The sequence below is a fragment of the Aliterella sp. E5.1 genome, from assembly GCF_057473825.1.
The window spans coordinates 1-23,654 of the sequence record NZ_JBYCCV010000012.1; the positions used below are offsets into that span (position 1 = coordinate 1).

Genomic DNA, 23,654 nt, shown 5'->3' on the forward strand with positions numbered 1-23,654 from the left:
TCGTCGGGTAGCTACTCGTTATGAAAAACGAGCCGAAAACTACCTAGCAATGCTGATGATTGCGGCGATTCTTATCTGGTTAAAATAGCTCATTACGCTACATCCAGACTTTGCAGATACGCCCTAGTTCATCGAGTTCGCCCACTTGGGGAATCTGGTCAGGGTTATAAGCATCCGGGAGTAACTCTCCCACCGCTTTGAGCCAGTTAATTACCGTGGCGTTGCATAACAGGCGAATGATTTAGCTTGACACAGGGACAGTTCTATAATTTAGGTAATGCAGTAATAATTTAATGGATAATCGCAGCATCTCTTGTGACGCGCGAATAACAAAATGTTTTCCTATGTAGCCTAGCTAAGGAATGTCTTAGTCTACTATTTTCTCCCTCTACTATTGTCATATAAGTTTTCTTGACAATATGGTCAGCATCATCAATAAAAATTGGGTAAACTCAATAGCCATCGGTGGCATAGAAGAAACAATGCCAGCACTTAATAATGTTCCACAGTGGCTCAAAAGTTTTGGCACTTCTGTCTCCTAAAACCAAAGCTATAATTCCGGTACTTGCCTTGCTGACAGCCGCCCACAGCCATATCTTGTTTTTTTTACCCACAAAAGTTTCTAGTTCGTCTACTTGGGCAACTTCCGGAATTTCTGATGATTCTGGAGCATCAGCTAAAGAAGATCCTGTCTGTTTTACCCAATTAATAATAGTGTTGTGATTCACACCTGTAGCCCTTCCAATGGCACGAAAACCCATGCCGTTGACGTAGAGTGTTAGACAATGCTCTTTAATTGAGTTTCGATATCCTATCAGCTCCTAGGATTCAAGGAATTGACGACCGCAGGCACGACATATATAGCCTTGTTTCCCACGGCGGTGTCCGTTTTTGCTAACTAAAGTAGATGCACAATGAATACATTTCATTCTTCCATTATGCAATGCCGGATCAAGAGCCTGGAAATGAATAATATCATATTTTTTGCCCGTGGCAGCTATTGCGCCTAGTGCTGAAGTAAAAAAGCGTCTAGACCTCTAACATTTACACTGGGTATAGATATAACTCGGACATCCTCAAAATCATAACTTTCAAGCCAAGAACCATAGGTGTAAGAAGATCGGGCAAATGAATCTACAGAGGGTCCTTGGGCAACCCATACGGGGATAAAGTTCCGCACAATAATGCTCAATTCCACCTTACTTGGGAGGTAAACCTTTTGCACCAATTACAGCAATTTTCATAGTAGCTATTTCTCACTTGAATGAATGAAGATAAAGATCTAAATTTGCTTAAGAAAAAGTAGAGGAAATTTGCTTTTCCCAACGGTGCAACATATCGCTATAGATTTCGCCAATGACATGACGAGCGCTATAGGGTTGGGTAGCACGCACGCAGGACTCAATTGAGTAGTTCTTTGGGGAAAGTATTACTTGACGAACGCCCTCGGCGATCGCCGAGGGCGTTCGTTCACCACACACAACTCCACAATCAGTAGGAAGTAATTTTGGGGTTTCACCGCACTTAGTTGTTACTATTGGTGTGCCACAAGCTAGCGCTTCAAGCACAACCAAAGGCATACCTTCGTAGGCACTGCTCAGAACAAAAACACTAGCAATTTGATGTAACTCTGCAAGGTTGATTTGGGTGACTGATCCAAACATTGATACTCTTTTGGACAACCCTAATCGCTCAATCTCAAGGCGCACTTCCGAAGCTAACTCTCCATCACCAGCAATAAGTAAATGCACGTTTAAATCAGCTAAAGCAGGGATGGCTCGAACTAAAAGAATAGGATCTTTTTGAGGATGCAGACGACCTGCAAATAAAATGAACTGCGTATCTTTTGATAGTTCCAATCTACGAGCGAGGGCAGCCTTTTTCTCTTGTTTTTCTTCTGGAGACAATGGATAAAAGATTTGATTATCTACTGTATTTTTGATGAAACTAACGCGCTCCGTAATCATTGGATATCGCTGTTGATAAAGCTTTACAGATTCAGAGTTACAAGAAACTATTTGGCTAAACTGCTTGACTAGCAAGCTTTCAAGCAGGAAATACGCTTGAGGAAATTGCCTCCAAAGAATGGTATTTGCATTTTCTTTAGACTGCATTTGCTTTTGAATATCGTTGTGAATAAATAAAGTTTTGTCTCCTGACCAGGGCAGCGCTGCTAAAGTTGGTTCAAGACGATGAAAGTGCATAAAGTCAGAAGCTAAAGAATGGCCCAGAAGTGCCGATGTGTATTTTAAGGTAGTAGGAATTAAACTTCTGACGTTATCGTTTTGCAGATTAAAAAGAGGCATAAATTGAATTTTTTTACCTGCGAGTTCTGCTTCTTCCCACTTTCCTTTCGGCGACCCAAGTTCTTTGCCTGTACCAACAAGCCGAACTTCAAAATCATCAGGAGCATACTTGATAAAATTAGTAATTACTGTTTGAATACCGCCAATAGTAGAGTACCAAGGATTAAATTGATAAAAAATAGTCAAGACAGGCTTACGCATTGGCATAAAATTTGCTGCTGAAACTAAAGTAATTTAGGCAAGCTAAGCAGAAAATATTTAATATTAAATTAATTTAAGGAATCAGCTTATCACGCTCTTAAGAAATATGCAACAAATCATCTTAGCTTTGCTAAATCTCTATATAGCAATAAATAACTTAAAGTTTACCAGCCTCTTGAAACGTCAGCTTTAAGTTTGGCAAGGCTTACGCAGAGATCGAAGAAAAAGAAAAACAGCAATTTTAAACGAAATGAATAAACCTTAAAAAAATAAAATATTGTCATAATTGTCTGAGCGACCGTATTAGCCTAGTTTTGGAGGGTTTTAATAACACCTCCAAAATAATTGCCTAAAAATATGATTTAGATTTGCAAATATAAAGTTTGAGTAAAGAAGACACTGACGAGCAGAAGTAATTTGAAAATAGAGCTACTGAGGGACGTTGGGAATTTCAAGGTCTGAAGATTAAGTTAGGCTCAAATTTTTTGGTAATAGTACCAAAGTGTCCTCCTTTAGTAGAAACTAGGTCGGCTATCAGCCAAAGTTGAATAACAATTGGCAATAACTGATGAATAAAACCAAACTTGTCCCTAAAATTTGACTTCAGTTAACACTAAATTGCCAAAGCTGAAAACGGAAATGCTTTATTTTCAAGTGAATTATTAATTCAGATGATATTCACAACAGGCATAACATCTTCAAGGCATTGAACGAGAGATTTTTAGTGTAAAATAAAAGCAATCTACTCTCAATTCCATTGGCTATGCACATAGTTTTTAAATACAGCAAAACCACCTTTATTTCCCCAGTGTTTAGAAGTATTGACGATTAATATATAGTAGTGATTGACAATAAATAGCAAAGAGTTGATAAACCCCCCTTAATAAAATTAAAGGGGGGTTGCAGTAGATACTGGTTCTGTATAAAGCGGTCAGTAATAATTGGCGGGAAGCTAGTGATGCAACTGGTTAAAGACTTTGACAGGTAAATAATAGTTCTGTATAAAGCGGTCGATAATAGTTAGCGAAAAGTTGGTTGATAAGCCAAAGCCGTAGCTAGTAAAGTTACAGCCATAGTAGAAACAAAACTGAAGGCAAAGAAAGTGTCAAATACTGGCATAAGTTTGGCTCTTTAGGGTTATGTATTCGCAAGCCTTGGTAAGCTTGCGAAGTAAATTAAATCAGGAGGAGAAATCTGTTTAACTAAGTTGATTTAATCATTTCTATTTAGAGTTATCGCCAGTAAAAATACTGTTTTTATTAAATTGAATTGCAGTTATCTCAGCATTTTCTGGGTTGTCTACACCATTTAGGAAAAATATCTGCTCCTAGATTAAGGGAACTATTGCACCTGTGGCGGCGATCCATACAACGATGATGGGTACAAAACTTGTTCTTGGTGAGTATGCAAGGTGCAATCAGATAGCGGGTAAGCGACACAAGTAACCGCGTACCCGGCAGCTAATTCAGACGGACGGAGAAATTTTTGTTCGTTTTGATCTACTTCACCGCTTATCAGCTTCGCAACACAAGCCGAACACTCGCCTTGACCACATCCCATAGGTAAGCGAATACCTGCAACTTCCGCCATTTCTAAAATATAGCGATCGCTTGGTACGCTAATAGTACGGTCTAGAGACTTCGCATTATTAATCAGCCTAACTTGATAAACTGCCATATCTATAAAGTGCGCAACAACTAAAGTTATACCTAAATCTGCAAGCTCTTAATTCAACTTTTTTCCATCAGTACAAATCTTTCACCAACATCGTTAAACTGGAAAAGGTGTCAATAAAAAAAGGCTTTATGACTCAAACGACGGCTCGTGACTTATTCAAAGCAGCTTACGAAAATCGTTACACCTGGGATGCAAACTTTCCTGGTTACAGCGCCGACGTGCAAATTAAGCAAGGCGACGAAGTTTACAACGGCAAAATTCGCATCAACCGCGACCTCAGCGTAGAAGTCGAAGGAATGGAAGATGAAACCGTCAAGGAGAGCGTTTATACTCAACTGCGGGATATAGTCACCCACCGGAAAAGATCCCAGTTTGAACAAGCTCATGGCAAAAATGAGTTTACACTGGGGGCAAGCGATGAGAGTGGTGCAACCGAAATCTTGGTCAAAGGCGACTCTATGGGATCTAACTACAAGATTCGCGGTACAGAAATTTGCCAAGTTAGCCGAGTCATGGGCAGAATGGCGTTTGTAATTGATACCCAAGAAAGCCTAGATACAGGCAATGGGTATGTATCATCGCGCTATGATGTGGTTTTCCGCAATCCTCAAACTAATGACATTACCCGCACTATGAAGTTCAAAGATACCTTTGAACCAGTAGGTGACTACCATATCATGACTAACGAAGCGATTGAAACCTACGAAAATGGTACGCGGATGACGACAGAGTTTAGTTTTTCTAATGTAAAATTGCTAGAACCTGCAACTGTTTAAAGGCATTGGCGATTAGATCTAACATAGATATAGATGCAAGCAAGTTAAAAGAGGGCTGAATTAATGGAACTGACAATCGATAATGTAGAAACAGTTTTGGATGAAATGCGCCCTTACCTCATTTCTGATGGCGGTAATGTGGAATTGGTAGAACTAGATGGACCCATTGTTAAGTTGCGCCTCCAAGGAGCCTGCGGTTCTTGTCCTAGTTCGACAATGACGTTAAGAATGGGGATTGAGCGCCGTTTGCGCGAGATGATTCCTGAAATTGCCGAGGTTGAACAGATAATTTAAAGCTATTAGCTATTAATTTTAAAGGCAAAAGGGATTACTTCTTTTGCCTTTTGCTATTTTACTGTTAGAGCGATCGCATAACGTCACTAATTAATTTTTTTATGTCTCATCCCCTGTATGTAGCTTTTATTTGGCATCAACATCAGCCCTTATACAAAGGTCGTGACAGCAGCAATTCTGGTTCTCAACAGTACCGTTTACCGTGGGTGAGGCTGCACGGGACAAAAGATTACTTGGATTTAGTTCTAATGTTAGAGCGCTATCCTAAGTTGCATCAAACGGTAAACTTGGTTCCTTCGTTGATATTGCAGCTAGAAGATTATATTGCAGGAACTGCTTTCGATCCTTATCTAACTGTCTGTCTCACTCCCGACGAACAGATAATCAGGGAACAACACGAATTTATTATCGAACACTTTTTTGATGCTAATCACCACACCCTAATTGACCCCCATCCTCGGTACGCCGAACTTTATGGACAAAGGCAAGATAAAGGTAGAGCTTGGTGCTTAGAAAACTTTGAAACTCAAGACTACAGCGATTTGCTCGCTTGGCATAATTTAGCGTGGATCGATCCCTTATTCTGGGATGATCCAGAAATTGCTGACTGGTTGAAGCGAGGACGCAATTTTAATTTAAGCGATCGCCAGCGCATTTATTCCAAACAACGCCAAATTCTTAGCCGCATCATCCCGCAACATCGGCAAATGCAGGAAAACGGGCAATTAGAAGTGACAACTACGCCCTATACTCACCCGATATTACCCCTACTAGCGGATACAAATTCTGGACGAGTTGCCGTACCAAATATGGAATTGCCCAAGCGTCGGTTTCAGTGGACGGAAGATATACCGCGGCACTTACAAAAATCTTGGGATATGTACGAAGACAGGTTTGGGACTTCTCCGCGTGGGTTATGGCCCTCAGAACAGTCTGTTAGCCCAGAAATGCTGCCTTATGTAGCCAAGCAAGGATTTAAGTGGCTTTGCTCTGATGAAGCTGTATTAGGCTGGACACTGAAGCACTTTTTCAATCGGGATGGGGCGGGAAATCTGTTGCAGCCAGAATTACTATATCGCCCTTATCGGTTAGAAACTCCCGCCGGAGAGTTGGCAATAGTATTTAGAGATCATCGCTTGTCAGACTTAATTGGGTTTAGTTATAGTTCTATGCCCCCTAAGAGGGCTGCCGCCGACTTAGTAGGACATTTAGAAGCGATCGCTCATTCCCTCAAACAGCACCAAACAAGCGGTAGTACCTCGCTAGAGCAGCCGCATTTAGTCACTATTGCCCTTGATGGCGAAAACTGCTGGGAATTTTACCCTGAAGATGGCAAGCCATTTTTAGAAAACTTGTACCAAGCTTTGAGCGACAACGAGCAGATAAAACTTGTGACTGTATCGGAGTATTTAGACCAATTCCCGGCTACAGAGACCTTACAGTGCGATCGCCTGCATAGCGGCTCTTGGGTAGATGGTAGCTTTACAACCTGGATCGGCGATCCGGCTAAAAATCGTGCCTGGGACTTGCTAACAGAAGCGAGAACCGTTTTAGCCAACCATCCTGAAGCAACCGAAGAAAATAACCCCGCCGCCTGGGAAGCGATGTATGCCGCCGAAGGTTCCGACTGGTTTTGGTGGTTTGGCGAAGGACATTCCTCAAATCAGGATGCCATTTTTGACCAACTATTTAGAGAACATTTGTACAATATCTACCAAGCCCTAAATGAGCCGATACCGCCTAGTATCCGTCAACCCGTAGAAGTCCACGAAGCAAAACTAGATTCGCGCCCTGAAGGATTTATTCACCCCTCTATTGATGGTAAAGGCGACGAACAAGACTGGGATCGAGCGGGTAGGTTAGAAGTCGGGGGAGCGAGAGGAACAATGCACCGCAGTAGTGCAATTCAACGCTTGTGGTATGGAGTAGATCACTCTAATTTTTACTTGCGCTTAGACTTCCAGGCAGGAATTAAACCAGGGCGCGATTGTCCGCCACAGGTAAATTTGTTGTGGTTTTATCCCGATCGCACTATGCACAATAGCCCCGCTCCGGTAGGAGATTTGCCGGATGAAGCACCGTTAAATTATTTATTTCACCATCAGTTAGAAATTAATTTACTTACTCAAACTGTGCATTTTCAAGAGGCGGGAGACAACTATCAATGGCATCCTCGGTTTAGTCGCGCTCAAATCGGTTTAGATCGGTGTTTGGAGGTAGCTATCCCTTGGGCAGATTTGCAAATTCCCCCGGACTATCCGTTGCGGATGACTCTGGTATTGGCAGATGAAGGGCGTTTTAAAGGCTATTTGCCGGAAAATGCTTTAATTCCCATAGATGTCCCCTAACTGCCGATTTTACTGACCTCTTGACTCGCTCAAGAGGTTCTACTACTTTGGTACTTGCCACTTTCTAATTGTTTTGTCTGCACTAGCACTAACAAGAACTTGTCCATCAGGACTATAATCTATAGCAAACACTGCACCTTGATGCCCTTTAAAAGTATATATATCTTCCCCAGTCGCTAAATCCCAAATTCTGACAGTTTTGTCATCGCTACCAGTGGCAACATAGTGATTGTCAGGGCTAAAATCTACAGCGTTAATATCTGCCAAATGCCCTGTCAAAGTGCGAATTTCGCGTCCAGTGTTGAGGTTCCACAGTTTGATAGTGCGATCGTCGCTGACACTTGCTAATTGTTGATTATTGGGACTAATCGCAACGGCATTTACATCGCTTGTGTGTCCAGTTAAGGGACTTTGGGCTTTTAAAGTATCTAAGTTCCAGATGATTAAAGTTCTGTCTACACTGCCACTAACAAGAGTTTTGCCATCAGGACTAATAGCAACAGTTAGAACTTCTCTAGAATGCCCTTTAAGAGTATCTACTTGCCCAGTTGTTAAATTCCAGACTTTGACAGTTTTGTCGTAACTACCACTAGCAATTTTTGTCTGGTTGGGGCTAATAGCAACACCATTTATATAGCTAGTATGTCCTGTGAGAGTTCGGGTTTGCTGCCCTGACAATTGCCAAAGCTTAATAGTTTTATCTTTACTACCACTAACAATAGTCTGACCATCAGCACTGACGGCAATACCGTAAACCCAGTCTGTATGTCCTTTTAAAGTACGTAGTAATTTTTGACTATTTAGATCCCAAACTTTCAGTGTCTGATCGTCGCTACCACTAACAATAGTGCGACCATCAGGACTAATTGCAACCGTATTAACTTCTCCTCTATGACCCATGAGTGTAGAAGGTTGCTTGCTAGTCCAGTATTTGTATCCAGCAAATCCTAGCAGCAAAACAATCGCACTTCCTAGCAATAGCTTGTAGCGCCAACCAAAATTTGGACTGGGATTTAGAGTTGTAGTGACGGGGGCAACTTTGTGAGATGAATCGCCATGACGACCTTGATTTTCTGTAAAGCTAGGTACGTGCAATGGCAACTGTGTGACATCCGCAGCTAGAAATGCTGGCATTGCTCGTAAGTCTTGAAAAACTTGCTCGACATTTTGGTAGCGCTGCTGCATATCTTTTTGCAACAGCTTATCCAAAACTGAAGTAAGTCCGGAGCTAATTTGGACGTTTAAGTGTTGCTGCCATTGTTTTACCCAACTATAGCCATACTCCGTCCATAAATGGGTAGGAGAAATTTGGCTCAATAGATGAAAACAAGTTACGCCCAAGCTGTAAAGATCGCTTGCTGGATAAGCTTCCCCAGCATTCATTTGTTCGTTAGAAGCGTAACCAAAGGAGCCAATAGTTGTACCGATGGTGGCGTGACTTGTCGTAGTAAATTGTTTGGATACGCCAAAGTCAATCAAAATTAAGCGGCGATCGCTTTGGCGGCGCATAATATTATCGGGCTTAATATCGCGGTGAATTACTTGATGATTGTGAATAAACTGCAATACGGGTAACAAGTCAGCAAATAATTCCCAAATTTGCTGCTCGCTAAAAGCGCCCTGTGAGTCTAACTGTTCTCGCAAACTTTGCCCGACAATTAGCTGTTGAACTAAGTAAAGGTAGCCATCAGATTCAAAATACGCATATAAGGTAGGAATTTGAGGATGTTCGCCTAACTGCTGCAACCTTTTAGCTTCTTGCCCAAATAACTGCGTTGCTTTGTTTTGGGCGCTCGTACCTTGCAGTTGGGGGACTAATTGTTTGACTACACATAATTCGTCGAGCTTGTCTCGATCTTCTGCTAAAAAAGTTCTCCCAAAACCACCACTACTGAGCAGGCGAATAATCTGATAGCGATCGCGTAACGGCAACAAACTTTTACCGCAACTTCTGCACGAATTACGATCGTTAGAGTTTTCGGGGTACAGACAATTAGGATTGAGACAATAGCTCATAAAATCGACATGAGTTCTTTACTTTTTGTCAGGTTAAGTTACCTTAAAGTACGCCAAAACAAGGTTTTCTGCTAACTAATAGCTTTTTCAAACCCAAACCATAAGAATTTCTACACCTATTGTCTCTTATCAATGAGACGAATAACGATTTGCCGATCAATGAGGACGCGATCGCCTGTACGATTTACAAGGTAGCCAATTTTTAACGGCAAGGCATGGGCAGTATTTGGGAAATTGATTTTTATTCGCGTCCAGTAATGGATGAAAACAACAAAAAACTTTGGGAAGTCTTAGTTTGCGAAAGCCCGTCAACTATTGACACCGAGCTTGATTCGCTGTTTCAGTATTCTGAGTATTGCTCAAGTACGCAGGTAAATTCGGCTTGGCTCAAAACGGCTTTAGAATCGGCAATTGAGCAGGCGGGGGCGGCTCCAGTTAAGTTCCGGTTCTTTCGCACTCCTATGAACAATATGATTACCAAAGCTTGCCAAGATTTGGGTATTCCCGCCCAGCCTAGCCGCCGGACTTTGGCGCTCAATCAATGGTTGCAACAGCGCTTCTTGGAAGTTTATCCCCAAGAACCAGGGTATCAAGAGGCTACCAATCCATCGGTACGGGCGCAAAAAAGTTCTGAACCTCAACGTTTACCAGACGCTTTAATTGGGCAAAAGTGGGTAGTTGCCAGCTTATTAGGCTCGGACTTAGCCCAAATGCCAGAATGGGAGATTGGGTTTGGTGAAGCTTTCCCGCTACCACTAGCACAAATCACGCCAGACACCGTAGTTCCTGGGATCATAATTTACTCTCCTAGAGCTATACCTTTAGCTGGGTGGATGTCAGGCTTAGAAATTGCCGCGCTCAAAGTAGATACTCGCACAACCCCGACTAGATTACTTTTAGAAACTGGTGCAAGCGACAGTTGGCTTTTAGCCACCTTAACTAACTCCCAAACCTCACAAACTGCTCAAGAATTTGAGCAAGCAAAACAAAAAGCTAACCAAGTGCATTTTTTAGCAGTGCAATCAAGTCCGGAATCTGAAGTTTTTGCAGGCTTTTGGCTGTTGCAAGAAATTAATTTACCGTAAAAATTACCTGGATCAGGGTACAGTTCCCCTAGAAACACTACATAAATCCAAAAATTCCACAGTTGCAGCAAAGCGCATGGGTTCCGAAATACCACAACATACACTTCTAGTAGAACAGTTGTTAGAAATAGCAATTAAATCTGGGGCAGAAAAGGCAGAAGTGTATCAATCAAAATCGCTCTCTCGTCCCGTATTTTTTGAGGCAAACCGTCTCAAGCAGCTAGAAAGCGCTCAATCTGAGGGTACAGCTTTGCGACTATGGAGAAATGGATGTCCGGGGCTGGCGGTCGCCTACGGCTCTGTAGCGCCGCAAACTCTAGTAGAACGGGCTTTGGCTCTTAGCCAACTCAACGAACCCGAACCAATTGAACTTGCTACTAATTCTCAGCCAAATTATCCAAATTTAGGGCAGGAAGTAGCGGTAGATCGGCTAATAGAGTGGGGTACTCAAGCGATCGCGCTCATTCACGATGCCTACCCCGAAGTTTTAATTAGTGCCGAATGGGATAGCGATATTGAGACTACTCGTTTGGTTAATTCGATGGGTTTGGACTGCCACTACACCGATACTACTCTCAGCGCGTATCTAGCGGTGGAATGGATTAGAGGTGATGACTTTTTAAGCGTATCGGACGGACAGACTCAACGGGACTTTCTTCAACCTGAAAAGATAGTTGAGCAAATTTTGCAGCGTTTGGATTGGGCTAAAAAAAATACTGCCCCGCCTACAGGACACGTACCTATTTTATTTACATCCAAAGCCGCAGATATGTTGTGGAGTACATTGCAAGCGGCGCTCAATGGCAAAAGAGTTTTAGAAAAAGCTTCACCTTGGGCAGATAAATTAGGGCAAGCAGTAACTTCTAGCGCTTTAACTATTTCCCAAGAACCAGAAACTGGTCCTTTTAGTTGTCCCTTTGATGATGAAGGTACGCCCACAATGCCTCTTGTATTTTTGCAAAATGGAGTATTGCAGAATTTTGTTAGCGATCGCACCTGCGGGAGATTATTAGGGACAGGGACGACAGGAAACGGGTTTCGCCCTGGTTTGGGTAGCTATCCTACCCCAAGCTTATTTAATTTGCTGATTCAACCAGGCAACAACTCTTTGTCCCAATTGATTGCTCAACTCGATGACGGGATTATTATCGATCAAATGCTGGGGGATGGAGGCAGTATTTCGGGGGACTTTTCCATTAATGTTGACTTGGGCTACCGGGTCAAAAATGGTCAGGCGATCGGGCGAGTCAAAGATACAATGGTGGCGGGTAATGCCTACACAGCCCTAAAACAATTAGTTGCTTTGGGTAACGATGCTGAGTGGAACGGCTCTTGCTATACGCCATCATTAATCGTAGAGGGACTATCAGCGATCGGGCGAGAGGAAAATTAAAGCAATTTAGTTATGCGTAGTCTGCGTATTTGCTTTGTAGGTGAATCTTTTGTTAATGGTACGGGCGATCCTGAGTGTTTGGGTTGGGCGGGTAGAATCTGCGCCAAAGCTTGCCATCTCGGTCATGATATTACTTATTACAACTTAGGCGTAAGGCGAGAAACTACTACAGAACTTAAGGAGCGTTGGCAAAAAGAAGTAACCTATCGTTTACCTCCAGAACACAATGGACGAATTGTATTTTCCTTTGGTGTTAATGACACGACTATAGAAAACGGTAAAACTCGCGTTGCCTTTGAAACATCTTTAGAAAACACGCGCAACATACTAAAAATAGCTAAACAGATGTTTCCGGTGTTGATGGTAGGAACAGCGCCAGGAGTGGACTTAGAACAAAATCAAAGAATTGCTCGTTTATCTGCTGCCTTTGCCTCCGTGTCCAATGAGATGGATGTACCTTACTTAGATATTTTCACTCCCTTGCAAGCTTCTGATGTATGGATAAATGAGGCAATGGCAAATGATGGCTTTCATCCTCGTGCTGCTGGCTACGCTGCATTAGCTCAATTAGTGCAAAATTGGCAACCTTGGTTATCTTGGTTTACATGAGAACATAAGTATATAACTAGGCAAAATGTGAGTGCTGCAACAAATTAAGCCTTATCCAAGTCACAAATAACCGATTAAAGAGCGTCAGAAGCAGTTTTTTCTTTCCTTTTTCGTGCAAAAAATGCTACCTCCTGCTATACAACAGCGTTTGCGCCAATGGCTGCAACCAAGTCGAACAAGCGCGATTTCTTATGCGGTAATTATTGGTTTAGTAGCAGCTTTAGCTGGGGTCTTCCTCAAATTTAGCTCTGGTTGGCTTGGCTCTTGGCGCGTCCAATCTTCAACCTTGCAACCCGCTTGGCTAGTATTGCCCCTAATTGGCGGTTCTTTTGGCTTTTTTTCTGGGTTACTAATCCAAAGGTTAGCTCCAGAAGCTGGCGGTAGTGGCATTCCTGATGTCAAAGCCAGTCTTGCCAATGTCTCTATCAAGCTTTCTTGGCGCATTGCTTTAGTAAAGTTGGTTAGTGCCAGCATGGCGCTGGGTTCGGGCTTAACTTTGGGGCGGCAAGGACCAACAGTGCATATTGGGGCGGCTTTAGCGGGGGGATTGAGTCGCTATTTGCCCATGTCTCCCAATCATCGCCGCCAGCTAATTGCCGCCGGAGCGGGGGCGGGATTGGCGGCGGCGTTCAATGCACCCATTACCGGAGTTTTATTTGTAGTCGAGCAACTACTTCAAGATTTATCTGGGATAACTTTAGGTACGGCAATAATTGCTTCGTTTGTGGGAGCGGTAGTTTCCCGGCTGTTGGGTGGTAGAAGCTTGCAACTAAATTTAGAATTAACGGCAAATATTACTAGCTTTTCTTTAGGGGAAATTCCTTTTTATATAATATTGGGAATCTTAGCGGGGCTATTAGGCTCGTTATTTAACCAAGGAATCATTACCAGTTTAAAACTATACCAACGTTTGCACGTTAGTTTGCCATTGCGGATTGCAATAGCAGGCTCTGTTTCGGGGATCGCTGTATCGTTACTGCCGCGCCAATTTCACGACAATACTGGCTTGCGAGAATTTATGCTGACGGGGGAAGCTAGTTGGTACGCGGCGGCGATCGCCTTTGTTGCTCAATTTCTGCTCACAGTAGTGGCGGCGGGTTCTGGTGCGCCGGGAGGGGTGTTTGCTCCTAGCCTGATTATGGGTTCGGCGCTTGGTTATTTGGTCGGAATAATCGAATATAACCTAACGGGTATGAGTTCGCCGATTACCTATGCTTTGGCGGGGATGGGAGCTTTTTTTAGCGTCGTTTCCAAAGTCCCTTTAACAGCGATCGCCATTGTCTTTGAAATGACTACAGATTTTAATCTAGTTTTGCCGTTGATGATTGGCTCGGTTACTTCCTACTTAATTGCCGAAAAAATTGCGCCCGGCTCCCTATACGACAAGCTTTTAGCCTTAAATGGCATCAGCTTAGATATAGCAGCGCCCACTCAGGGATTGCTGACCACCATAACGGCAGAGAATGTAATGCAGCCGCGTGTAGAAACTTTAGAGGTGCAAATGACTCTAGACGAGGCGGTACAAGCGTTTTCTCGCTCTCATCATCGCGGCTTCCCGGTAGTAGACGACGGTAAGTTAGTCGGGATCGTTACGCAAACAGATTTAGCCAAAATGCGCGAATTATCTTTACCAGGAGATACTCATTTAGGTGAGATTATGACTCCTCAACCTGTAACGGTAAGTCCTAATGCGAGTTTAAGCGATGTTTTGTATTTGCTCGATCGTTACGGAGTGAGTAGATTGCCTGTAATCGAGCAAAGAAAGCTGATTGGCATTATTACCCGTGCCGATATTATTCACGCCGAAGCAGATAAGCTCAACGGCAAAAATCGACAAATAGGACCGCAACCAGAGCCTTCTTACACCGTGTATCAAACGCGATCGCCTGCTATAGGACAAGGACGAATGCTCGTACCTTTAGCCAATCCCTATACAGCTAATGCTTTATTACAATTTGCTTTAGCTATTGCGCGCGATCGCCATTACGAATTAGAGTGCGTTCAAGTAATTTTAGTTTCTCGCAATAGTTCTCCTGCCGAAACCCCCGTAAATACTGCCAAAAGCCGTCGATTGCTGCATCAAGCAGAAGCCGAGGCACGTAAATTTAATATTCCTTTGCATACTCAAATTCGCGTCGCCCACGATCCAGCTTCCGCTATTTTAGAAATAATCAAAGAGCGGCATATCGATCTAGTTTTAATGGGCTGGAAAGGTAAAACTATTACTCCAGGGCGAATTTTTGGTAGCGTTGCTGATACTTTAATTAGACAGGCAAGCTGTGGAGTGGTTTTAGTCAAGTTTGCCCAAGAAGCGCACCAAAAACTTCATTTTTCTCTCCCTACTAAGCGTAAAGTACGCATACCGCCGCCTTACTGCTTGCTCCCCAATACGCAATTAAATCGCTGGCTTGTACCAATTGCGGGTGGTCCCAATTCTCAAACGGCAATTCAACTATTACCCTCCTTACTAACTCTTTCCGCCTCTCCATCAGTACATTTTTGTCAAGTAGTTACTTCAACTGGGTCACCAAATACTCAAGTTTTGGAACAAGCCGTGCGCTATCTAGTGCGCCAGCGCCACTTAAAAAGTCTTGTAACGGCTGCACCACTAAAAGCTAATTCGGTAATTGAAGGGGTAATCGAGCAAGCTAAATCGGAAAACTTTGACGTAGTAGTGTTAGGAGCAAGTAGAGAAGGAATGCTCAAGCAAGTAATAAGCGGCAATATTCCGGTAGAAATTGCTCTAAAGGTAGATTGCACGGCGATTTTGGTACGCAGTGCAATTTCGGGCAAAGATAATTAAAATTCTGCACTCAATGGGGTACGTGGAAAAGGAATAACATCGCGGATATTTGCCATTCCGGTCATAAATTGCACCAAGCGCTCAAACCCTAACCCAAAACCAGCATGAGGAACTGTCCCATAACGGCGTAAATCTAGATACCACCACAAATCCTCTGGATTTAAGCCTTGATTTTTCATTCTTTGTTCTAATACGTCTATTCGTTCTTCCCGTTGAGAACCACCAATAATTTCGCCAATTTTGGGGGCTAAAATATCCATGGCACTAACAGTTTTTTGGTCGTCATTCAAACGCATATAGAAAGCTTTGATTCCTACTGGGTAATCAGTTACGATCGCAGGTTTTTTAAATAACTGCTCCGCTAAATAGCGTTCGTGTTCTGATTGCAAGTCCAAACCCCAACTTACAGGATACTCAAAAGTTACGGGCGCTTTTTCAAGTAGCGAAACCGCATCGGTATAAGTTAAGCGCTCAAACTCGTTATCAATAATGTTTTGAGCCGTTGCAAGTACAGTTTTATCAATTCGCTCGTTAAAAAACTCCATGTCTTCCGGGCAAGTTTCCATTACATAATTGAAAACGTGCTTTAAGAATGCTTCAGCTAAATCCATATCTCCTTGCAAATTGCAAAAAGCCATTTCTGGTTCTACCATCCAAAACTCTGCCAAATGCCTGGAAGTATTAGAATTTTCAGCACGAAAAGTCGGCGCAAAAGTATAGACATTACTAAAAGCCATTGCCATAATCTCTGCTTCTAACTGTCCGCTTACAGTTAAATAAGCTGGTTTACCAAAAAAGTCTTGGCTGTAGTCTACTTCTTGCTTGTCGGTAAGCGGAACTTTCTTTAAATCTAAGCTTGTAACAGTAAATAGTTCCCCCGCACCTTCGCAATCGTTGCTAGTAATAATGGGCGTATGTACCCACAAAAAACCCCGTTGCTGGAAAAACTGGTGAATAGCAGTTGCACAGGCATTTCTGACCCGAAAAACAGCCCCAAAAGAATTAGTACGCGATCGCAAATGTCCAATTGTCCGCAAAAATTCAAAAGAATGGCGTTTTTTTTGCAAAGGATAAGTATCGACATCAGCTTCGCCGTATACGGTGGCTGAAGTCGCCTGTAACTCAATGCGCTGCCCTTTACCTTGGGATGGAACTAATTTGCCCGTAACTTCGATGGAAGCCCCGGTATTTGACCGCTTTAATAAGTTCTCATATTCTGGCATTTGCGAATTTAGCACCACTTGCAAATTAGCCAAAGAGGAGCCATCGTTTACCTCAATAAAGGCAAATCCTTTCAAGTCGCGTTTAGTACGTACCCAGCCTTGAATCGTTAAATCTTCCTCTGGCTGACCGTTTTTTAATATATCTGCAATACTTCTGGTCATCGTTTATAAATATTTTGGGTATTTACTTTTTTAGCTAGTACAAGACTTTAAGATCCAGCCTACAACAATCCCCAGCCCACCGAACCGCACCGCTTGCCAGAATGGTTCCTTAAAAACATCTATAGTAAATAGCTGGCTTTCTAAATCGACTTCTATAGCTTCTATTTGGGCTTTAATTTCTTTAAGTTCTGCTTGCAAGGCTGGCAGCTTATTGTTGGCTAATTGCGGTCTAATTTCCTCTAATCGGTGCTTTAGCTCTGCTTTACGTTGGCGATCGCTTTCTATTTGAGCATAACGTTGTTTGAGAGCAGTCAAAGCTTGTTCTACTTCAGCAATACTTCCTTCAATATCGGCGTTTGAAACATCGGTTGATGATTCGGGAGGCGGCTGCATATAATCCCTTGATACAGTAAGAGTAAATAACCTTATTTGCCCGATTTTATGCTTGAAAGTACCGATCTTGTCAAAACTACTAATCTTAATGACTTCACAACTGTGCAATTAGCTCAAGCTTTGATTGAGAGATTAACTATTTCCCCCAACGAATGGCACAAGCTAAAATCTAATCGTAAAGCCCGTTCTAGCGAACAAGCGGCGGCGGCAATAGTATTTTTGCTCAAAGACAAACCAGAAGAAGCTCTATCGCGGCTGCAACAAGCTACAGCGTGGTTAGATCGTTCTATTTCTGCACCTCCTTGTCCTAGTCATGGTGCGGTAGATAAAGCCGATTAACTAACTAGGGGAAACCGAAAACGGGACATTTGCTTGCACAGTCTCAACTCTGTACCTTCTCGATTCCAATGGACTTGATCGAAAATTGTTTTTAATAAGAACATTCCGCGACCATTTTCTGATACTTCTGGGGGTAAATATTCGGTGGGATGGCAATCGCGATCGCAATCAGGTGTAAATCCACGGCCTTGATCGCTAATTTCCCACCAATAGAATTCGCTGACTAAGAAAAAGCGGACGATAACAACTTTGCCAGGATCGAGTTTGTTGCCGTGTTTGGCGGCGTTGACTAAAGCTTCTTGCAATCCTAATCTTAGTTCGGCGTGCCATTTTTCTGGCACTTCCGCCAACAATAAGTCTAAAATTGGGCAAAGGTATAGAGTTGATGCAAAGCTAATAGTGCTGCAATTGCGCCCGACTGGACGTGGTGAAATGGTAATCACGTACAAAAACCCCGTAGCTGTTGGCTAGACATTGATTTGCTTGTTTTATGGTCTTCCACGTGAGCTATGTAATCATATTTTATGCACGCCTAGTGTTTGGGCATTGTGCTAAGTAGATTGAACTTTTAATCTGCAAAAGCATGATGCCTCAAGACGATTCGCCGAGTTTCGAGTAGATAATCATAAATAGTTTGTTAGTTATTTATCTACTTAAATATGTTCGTTTAACTAAAAAATTATCATTGCATTTCAATCTTAGCATTCCTCTTTCTATTACCCAAGCCCTTTGTCAATATCTGCTCAAATAGCCAAAACTATTAGTGCTTGCTAATCGACAGACAATAATTCTTGACGCAGGCGGTAAATAATTGTGTTTGGCTCGGTGCGAGAGAGGATTTCGGCAATTACGGTACTAGCGCCAAATTGTCCCCAAGTGCAGCCGCCTTCTAGGTATACCTGTGCCGCTCGTCCTACTGCATAGCAACCATAGGCTGCAATTCCGGCTTGAATCGCCGCCGCTCCTGCATAAGTTGAAATATTGAACGGATTTTCGCCACTAGAAAGCGCGATTGCTGTACTTTTACCCAAACCCCAAAATAAACTGCTACCTAATTCGCCCAAAAGCAAGCCACCGGAGCTAAATACTATAGTTCTTAATAACTTTGCAGCTTCGTAGCCAGTCATCGGCAAATTATACAACCGTGCTAAAGCGCGAATTAAAGCTAAATCAGTAACAAAGCCCCCCAATATATCTAATAAAGCAATGGGATTGAGAGCGATCGCGATTGCCTTATATTTGGTGTATTGCCAAATTAAGTCTTCGGCTTGCTGTTGGCGCTCGGCTACAGTTACAGAAGCAATTTCTGCTTGAGCTTTTTGGGCTTGCACGAGGGCGTTTAGTGCCAAAAGACTTTGCCCTTCTCGATTAAGAATATTCAGAATTTTCTGTTTCAATTCATTGATTTGCGGCAATGGAGTCTCCCACTCGTAGCCAGTTTCGCCATTAGCCCACTCTACGCGCACTTCTAGGGGAGTTGGTTCGGCGGCAACCATCACAATTTCGTCCGGCAGCATTTCGCCTCCTGTTGCCCCTAGTTCTTGCAGATTTTGATAAATTGCTTGTCTATCAGTATCGGGATAAAGATCGATTTTGTTAAATACCAAAATGAGCGGCTTTTGGTAATGGCGCAATTTGCAGAGCGCCTGGTACTCGGTTTGAGTAATATCGCCAGCTACCACAAATAAAATTAAGTCGGCTTGACGAGCTACATTTTCCGCCATAAGACTTCGCGCTTCGCCGTCAATTTCATCTAATCCTGGAGTATCAATTAGCTCTACTTGGACTTTACTATTAGGATTTGCTACCCATTGCACCGAGCGACACCACTGGGTTACACCGTTAAGAGGACCTGTTTGCAAGATCTTTTGCCCAAGCAAAGCATTTAAAACCGCAGATTTGCCCCGGCTAACCAAACCAAAAGCCGCAATTGAAATTATATTTGAGTCAAGTTTATTAAGAATCGAAGACAAAACATCAAATTCTGGTTTTAGCTTCTTGAGTAATTCAGCGTTAGAAAACTGCTGATTGGGTTTACGCAAATTATTAGAGTACCAAGATAGCGCTTGGCGGATACTAGCACGAGCGCGGTTGGTGTGAGATTCCGCCGCCGTAGGTACAGAAGATGTTTGACGAATGCTCACAGGGTAAATTATTTAGCGTATAAGTCTATAGATTTTTATTATAAAACTCTCGCCGTTTGAGATGCGATCGCGCGTCAAGTATTTAGCCGCACCTAACTAAGCTACTCATTTTGGGAATAATCTATGTGTTAGGCGATTGCAATTAACAAATTATTTTAGTAACTACCTAATGGATCAAGCACTGCAAAATAAAATTGTTTCCTTTATCTGGTCAATTGCTGATGACTGTCTGCGCGATGTCTATGTGCGTGGTAAGTACCGAGATGTGATTTTACCGATGTTTGTATTGCGGCGGCTAGATTGCTTGCTAGAAACAACTAAGGATGCGGTGATCGAAGAAGTCCGCTTTCAGCGCGAGGAAGCAGGCTTTACAACTCTAGAACCTATCGGTTTACGGGATGCTTCAAGATATGTGTTTTACAATACTTCAGATTGGACTTTAAAAAAACTGGTTAAAACCGCCACAAATAACCGTCAAATTCTTGATGCCAATTTCAGCGCCTATTTAGATGGGTTTAGCGACAACGTTAAGGAAATTATTAGCAAATTTGACCTGCGAAGCCAAATAAGGCGCATGGTGCAGGCAGATGTGTTGTTAGATGTGCTGGAAAAATTTACTTCTCCTTATATTAATCTCAGTCCCAATGACGCGCTAGATCCAGAAGGGCGCAGATTGCCCGGTTTGAGCAATTTGGGTATGGGTTATGTGTTTGAAGAATTGATTCGCAAGTTTAACGAAGAAAATAACGAGGAAGCCGGAGAACATTTTACCCCCCGTGAAGTTATTAAATTAATGACTCACGTACTATTTATGCCTGTAAAAGATAAGTTGCCTGCGGTAATTGCTATATACAATGGGGCTTGCGGGTCTGGGGGTATGCTTACGGAGTCTCAAGACTTTATTACTAATCCCGAAGGGGGGATTCGTTCTCAGGCGGCGGTTTATCTTTATGGGAAAGAGGTAAATGGCGAAACTTACGCGATTTGTAAGTCGGACATGATGATTAAGGGAAATGACCCAGAGAAGATTAAATTCGGTTCAACTTTGTCTACTGATGAGTTTGCGGGAACGAAGTTTGATTTTATGCTGTCAAACCCGCCTTACGGCAAGTCTTACAAGTCAGAGCAGAAATTTATCTTTGATGGTAAAGAAGTGCTTGACCCGCGCTTTCAGGTGGTTCTAAAAAACTTTAAAGGAATTGATGAGACGGTTGCAGCAACGCCGCGTTCGTCGGATGGGCAATTGCTATTTTTGATGGATATGGTTAGCAAGATGAAACCATTACAAGATAGTCCTTCGGGAACTCGGATTGCATCGGTTCATAATGGTTCGTCGCTGTTTACTGGGGATGCAGGGAGCGGAGAAAGCAATATTCGCCGCTACATTATTGAAAATGATTATTTGGAGGCGATCGCCCAGTTGCCTAATAATATGTTTTATAACACGGGAATTACTACCTATATTTGGATTCTGTCGAATAATAAAGCTCCTCATCGTCGGGGTAAAGTGCAACTAATCGATGCGTCGTCACAATACCTGAAGTTGCGGAAGAATTTGGGGGCGAAAAATTGCGAGTTTTCTGCCGAACATATTGACAAAATTACTCACCTTTATTTGGAGATGCCTAACCAAGGTACTTCTAAGGTGTTTGATAATAACGATTTTGGCTACTACAAAGTTACTATTGAGCGTCCGTTGCGCTTGGCGGCTCAGTTTACACCCGAAAGGTTAGCGGGGCTGCGGTTTGTATCAATTTTGCGAGAGGTGATGGAGTGGATGTACGAGCAATGGGGGGAGGCAATTTATAGGGACTTGGCGGCGCATCAACCCAGTGTTGAGGCTTATTTGGAGCAAGAGGGAATTGAACTCAATCAGAAACAAAGAGCTATGCTGTTGGCGGTGAAAACTTGGGAAACGCAGCGCGAACTAATGGCGGTGGGTGAAAAGCTCATGAGCGAAGTAGGACAAGGGCTGTGGCTGGATTTTAACGAGTTTTCGCTAAAAGTAGAGGCGGCTATTAAAAAGCTGGCTATTAAGCTTTCAGCTAGTGAGAAAAACCAGCTTATGAGTGCGGTGAGTTGGCGCGACGATCAGGCGGAAAAGGTAGTTAAGAAGGTTCACAAGTTAAAAGATGAGGCGTTGAGCGATTTGTTGCTGGAATTAGACACCAGTGAGGAGCGCTTGCAAGACTTTGGCTACTGGACAGGGAAGAAGCCGGGACAATGGATTGAGTACGAGTCAGACAGCGAATTAAGAGACACTGAAAATGTGCCGTTGAAAGATAATATTTATGATTACTTTGTCCGGGAGGTGCGCCCCCATGTAGATGATGCGTGGATGGCGTTAGACAAAACCCAGATTGGCTATGAGATTAGCTTTAATAAATATTTCTATCAACACAAGTCTTTGCGAAGTCTTGAGGAAGTAACGGCGGAAATATTGACGTTGGAACAAGAGACAGAAGGACTGCTAAAGCGGTTGGTGAGTTTTGGGGAGGTTGAGTAATGGTAGATTTTCCCAAGTATGAGAGTTATAAGAATAGTGGGGTTGAGTGGTTAGGCGAAATCCCTAGCCATTGGGATTTGCGAAAAAATAAATTTATTTTTAAAGAAAAAAAAGACTCTGTTGGGAAAAAGTCTAACGAGTTTACGTTGCTATCTCTTACATTGCAGGGCGTTATAGCAAGAAACATGGAAAATCCACAGGGTAAATTTCCTGCGGAATTTAATACATACAAAATTGTTGCTCCTAACGATCTAATATTTTGCCTCTTTGATATTGAGGAAACCCCTCGGACTGTTGGTCATGCAAATCAAAAAGGAATGATTACAGGAGCTTATACAGTAATCGAGTGCGTTGATGATGTTAATAGCCGTTACCTTTATTACTATTATCTTTCACTCGATATTGATAAACGTCTACAACCCCTATACACAGGATTGAGAAAAGTTATTAAAAATGATAACTTTTTTGGCATACGCTCCCCTGTCCCTCCTATCGAAGAACAAAAAAAAATTGTTGAATTTCTCGATCGCAAAACCGCCGAAATTGACCAAGCGATCGCCCAAAAACAGCGCCTCATCGAACTCCTACAAGAACAAAAAGCTATTCTGATTAATCAAGCTGTTACCAGAGGTTTAGATCCAAATGTTCCTATGTGCGATCGTGGTATTGAGTGGTTAGGCGAGATGCCTACTCATTGGAAATTGTCCCAACTTAAATACTGCTGTGAAGTTATCAAAGATGGGCTGCATATTACCCCAGCAAAGCATGACGAAGGAATTAATTTTATATCCACACAACATATTCGCAATCGAAAAATAGCTATAGATAAAGCGACGTATATTTCAGAAAATGCTTATAAGTTAGGTCATCCCAGAGTTAAGCCAGAAGTGGGAGATGTATTAGTCACTTTAGTTGGCTCAATCGGGTTTGCTGCTCTCGTTGCTCGTGAGCATATGCCTTTGTCTTTTACACGCCATGTTGGCTACGTTCGATGTAAACCTAATCAGCTTGCTCAAGAGTATTTCATTGACTATACGGAAAGCCACATTTTTAAATACTTTGTTGAAGAAAATGTTTCACAAACGGCGCAGCCAAGTATTTATCTAGCAATTCTAGCTAGTCATCGGTTGCCACTTCCGCCATTAGATGAGCAGATAAAAATTAGTAAATGGCTATCGAAAGTCATAAAATCTTATTTAGAAGCAATAGATACAGCCCTACAGGAAATATCTATTTTTCAAGAGTTGAAGCAAGTTTATATAGCGGAAGCCGTAACCGGAAAAATAAAAGTTTAAGGAACTTTGCGATCGTTTGAGTTTCCGTAGGTAGTTACTTTTGGCTCAGAATACAAATATCAAATCAATCAAGGTCAAAGGACA

The 23,654-nt window shown here is 42.6% G+C and carries 17 protein-coding genes and 2 pseudogenes; 10 read left to right on the forward strand and 9 right to left on the reverse strand.

Annotation, left to right across the window (positions count from 1 at the left end; genetic code table 11):
- Nucleotides 1-100: 100 nt before the first annotated feature.
- From AC2VE5_RS06750 to AC2VE5_RS06765, 4 genes and pseudogenes are all read right to left on the reverse strand, one after another.
- A pseudogene (locus tag AC2VE5_RS06750) lies at nt 101-229 on the reverse strand (IS1 family transposase); the annotation flags it as partial.
- A 12-nt stretch (nt 230-241) separates the two neighbouring features.
- A pseudogene (locus AC2VE5_RS06755) lies at nt 242-929 on the reverse strand (IS1 family transposase).
- A 363-nt stretch (nt 930-1,292) separates the two neighbouring features.
- Complete coding sequence (locus AC2VE5_RS06760) at nt 1,293-2,507, reverse strand: glycosyltransferase (RefSeq protein ID WP_486887069.1); 1,215 nt, start codon at nt 2,505-2,507, stop codon at nt 1,293-1,295.
- A 1,341-nt stretch (nt 2,508-3,848) separates the two neighbouring features.
- Nucleotides 3,849-4,184, reverse strand: coding sequence for a 2Fe-2S iron-sulfur cluster-binding protein (locus AC2VE5_RS06765; RefSeq protein WP_486887006.1), 336 nt, complete (start codon nt 4,182-4,184; stop codon nt 3,849-3,851).
- A 128-nt stretch (nt 4,185-4,312) separates the two neighbouring features.
- On the opposite strand from AC2VE5_RS06765, the gene AC2VE5_RS06770 reads away from it, so the two are divergent.
- From AC2VE5_RS06770 to AC2VE5_RS06780, 3 genes are all read left to right on the forward strand, one after another.
- Nucleotides 4,313-4,960 (forward strand): DUF3386 domain-containing protein, encoded by a 648-nt coding sequence (locus AC2VE5_RS06770; protein WP_486887007.1) that lies wholly within the window; start codon nt 4,313-4,315, stop codon nt 4,958-4,960.
- Nucleotides 4,961-5,023: 63 nt separating this feature from the next.
- A complete protein-coding gene (locus tag AC2VE5_RS06775) occupies nt 5,024-5,254 on the forward strand; it encodes a NifU family protein (protein WP_009631463.1) in 231 nt (76 codons plus the stop codon).
- Nucleotides 5,255-5,355: 101 nt separating this feature from the next.
- Nucleotides 5,356-7,602 carry a glycoside hydrolase family 57 protein gene (locus AC2VE5_RS06780; RefSeq protein ID WP_486887008.1) on the forward strand — a complete coding sequence of 749 codons (2,247 nt, stop codon included), beginning with the start codon at nt 5,356-5,358 and terminating at the stop codon, nt 7,600-7,602.
- A gap of 42 nt (nt 7,603-7,644) precedes the next feature.
- Here AC2VE5_RS06780 and AC2VE5_RS06785 read toward each other — a convergent pair whose 3' ends face one another.
- Nucleotides 7,645-9,618 carry a protein kinase domain-containing protein gene (locus AC2VE5_RS06785; protein WP_486887009.1) on the reverse strand — a complete coding sequence of 658 codons (1,974 nt, stop codon included), beginning with the start codon at nt 9,616-9,618 and terminating at the stop codon, nt 7,645-7,647.
- Between the two features lie 215 nt (nt 9,619-9,833).
- Here AC2VE5_RS06785 and AC2VE5_RS06790 point away from each other — a divergent pair, with 215 nt between their 5' ends.
- From AC2VE5_RS06790 to AC2VE5_RS06805, 4 genes are all read left to right on the forward strand, one after another.
- Nucleotides 9,834-10,703: a Tab2 family RNA-binding protein gene (locus AC2VE5_RS06790; RefSeq protein ID WP_486887010.1), complete on the forward strand. Its 870-nt coding sequence runs from the start codon at nt 9,834-9,836 to the stop codon at nt 10,701-10,703.
- 76 nt (nt 10,704-10,779) lie between these two features.
- Entirely contained in the window at nt 10,780-12,096 is a 1,317-nt protein-coding gene (locus tag AC2VE5_RS06795) for a TldD/PmbA family protein (RefSeq protein WP_486887011.1), read from the forward strand.
- Between the two features lie 12 nt (nt 12,097-12,108).
- The gene (locus AC2VE5_RS06800) at nt 12,109-12,705 is read left to right on the forward strand and encodes a GDSL-type esterase/lipase family protein (RefSeq protein WP_486887012.1); all 597 of its coding nucleotides are present in this window, start codon (nt 12,109-12,111) and stop codon (nt 12,703-12,705) included.
- A 121-nt stretch (nt 12,706-12,826) separates the two neighbouring features.
- Nucleotides 12,827-15,508: a chloride channel protein gene (locus AC2VE5_RS06805; protein ID WP_486887013.1), complete on the forward strand. Its 2,682-nt coding sequence runs from the start codon at nt 12,827-12,829 to the stop codon at nt 15,506-15,508.
- Here the strand turns inward: AC2VE5_RS06805 and asnS are convergent.
- Complete coding sequence (gene asnS, locus AC2VE5_RS06810; protein ID WP_486887014.1) at nt 15,505-16,893, reverse strand: asparagine--tRNA ligase; 1,389 nt, start codon at nt 16,891-16,893, stop codon at nt 15,505-15,507. The two genes, AC2VE5_RS06805 and asnS, sit on opposite strands and share 4 nt — an antisense overlap.
- A 30-nt stretch (nt 16,894-16,923) precedes the next feature.
- Nucleotides 16,924-17,286, reverse strand: a complete 363-nt coding sequence (locus tag AC2VE5_RS06815) for a sll0565 family protein (protein ID WP_486887015.1) — start codon at nt 17,284-17,286, stop codon at nt 16,924-16,926.
- A gap of 48 nt (nt 17,287-17,334) precedes the next feature.
- Between AC2VE5_RS06815 and AC2VE5_RS06820 the strand changes: the two genes are divergently transcribed.
- The gene (locus tag AC2VE5_RS06820) at nt 17,335-17,625 is read left to right on the forward strand and encodes a DUF6439 family protein (RefSeq protein ID WP_486887016.1); all 291 of its coding nucleotides are present in this window, start codon (nt 17,335-17,337) and stop codon (nt 17,623-17,625) included.
- On the opposite strand, the gene AC2VE5_RS06825 is transcribed toward AC2VE5_RS06820, so the two are convergent.
- Complete coding sequence (locus AC2VE5_RS06825) at nt 17,622-18,068, reverse strand: ATP-binding protein (protein WP_486887017.1); 447 nt, start codon at nt 18,066-18,068, stop codon at nt 17,622-17,624. The genes AC2VE5_RS06820 and AC2VE5_RS06825 overlap by 4 nt on opposite strands.
- A 327-nt stretch (nt 18,069-18,395) precedes the next feature.
- The gene (locus AC2VE5_RS06830; RefSeq protein ID WP_486887070.1) at nt 18,396-19,763 is read right to left on the reverse strand and encodes a GTP-binding protein; all 1,368 of its coding nucleotides are present in this window, start codon (nt 19,761-19,763) and stop codon (nt 18,396-18,398) included.
- Nucleotides 19,764-19,938: 175 nt separating this feature from the next.
- On the opposite strand from AC2VE5_RS06830, the gene AC2VE5_RS06835 reads away from it, so the two are divergent.
- Together AC2VE5_RS06835 and AC2VE5_RS06840 are read left to right on the forward strand one after the other, a co-directional pair.
- A complete protein-coding gene (locus tag AC2VE5_RS06835; RefSeq protein ID WP_486887018.1) occupies nt 19,939-22,275 on the forward strand; it encodes a type I restriction-modification system subunit M in 2,337 nt (778 codons plus the stop codon).
- Nucleotides 22,275-23,570: a restriction endonuclease subunit S gene (locus AC2VE5_RS06840; protein ID WP_486887019.1), complete on the forward strand. Its 1,296-nt coding sequence runs from the start codon at nt 22,275-22,277 to the stop codon at nt 23,568-23,570. Before AC2VE5_RS06835 ends, AC2VE5_RS06840 begins: the two co-directional genes overlap by 1 nt.
- Nucleotides 23,571-23,654 lie beyond the last annotated feature (84 nt).

Coding starts and splice junctions, on each gene's coding strand:
- AC2VE5_RS06760 (WP_486887069.1), bottom strand. CDS start 2,507: ATGCGTAAGCCTGTCTTGACTATTTTTTATCAATTTAATCCTTGGTAC.
- AC2VE5_RS06765 (WP_486887006.1), bottom strand. CDS start 4,184: ATGGCAGTTTATCAAGTTAGGCTGATTAATAATGCGAAGTCTCTAGAC.
- AC2VE5_RS06770 (WP_486887007.1), top strand. CDS start 4,313: ATGACTCAAACGACGGCTCGTGACTTATTCAAAGCAGCTTACGAAAAT.
- AC2VE5_RS06775 (WP_009631463.1), top strand. CDS start 5,024: ATGGAACTGACAATCGATAATGTAGAAACAGTTTTGGATGAAATGCGC.
- AC2VE5_RS06780 (WP_486887008.1), top strand. CDS start 5,356: ATGTCTCATCCCCTGTATGTAGCTTTTATTTGGCATCAACATCAGCCC.
- AC2VE5_RS06785 (WP_486887009.1), bottom strand. CDS start 9,618: ATGAGCTATTGTCTCAATCCTAATTGTCTGTACCCCGAAAACTCTAAC.
- AC2VE5_RS06790 (WP_486887010.1), top strand. CDS start 9,834: ATGGGCAGTATTTGGGAAATTGATTTTTATTCGCGTCCAGTAATGGAT.
- AC2VE5_RS06795 (WP_486887011.1), top strand. CDS start 10,780: ATGGGTTCCGAAATACCACAACATACACTTCTAGTAGAACAGTTGTTA.
- AC2VE5_RS06800 (WP_486887012.1), top strand. CDS start 12,109: ATGCGTAGTCTGCGTATTTGCTTTGTAGGTGAATCTTTTGTTAATGGT.
- AC2VE5_RS06805 (WP_486887013.1), top strand. CDS start 12,827: ATGCTACCTCCTGCTATACAACAGCGTTTGCGCCAATGGCTGCAACCA.
- asnS (WP_486887014.1), bottom strand. CDS start 16,893: ATGACCAGAAGTATTGCAGATATATTAAAAAACGGTCAGCCAGAGGAA.
- AC2VE5_RS06815 (WP_486887015.1), bottom strand. CDS start 17,286: ATGCAGCCGCCTCCCGAATCATCAACCGATGTTTCAAACGCCGATATT.
- AC2VE5_RS06820 (WP_486887016.1), top strand. CDS start 17,335: ATGCTTGAAAGTACCGATCTTGTCAAAACTACTAATCTTAATGACTTC.
- AC2VE5_RS06835 (WP_486887018.1), top strand. CDS start 19,939: ATGGATCAAGCACTGCAAAATAAAATTGTTTCCTTTATCTGGTCAATT.
- AC2VE5_RS06840 (WP_486887019.1), top strand. CDS start 22,275: ATGGTAGATTTTCCCAAGTATGAGAGTTATAAGAATAGTGGGGTTGAG.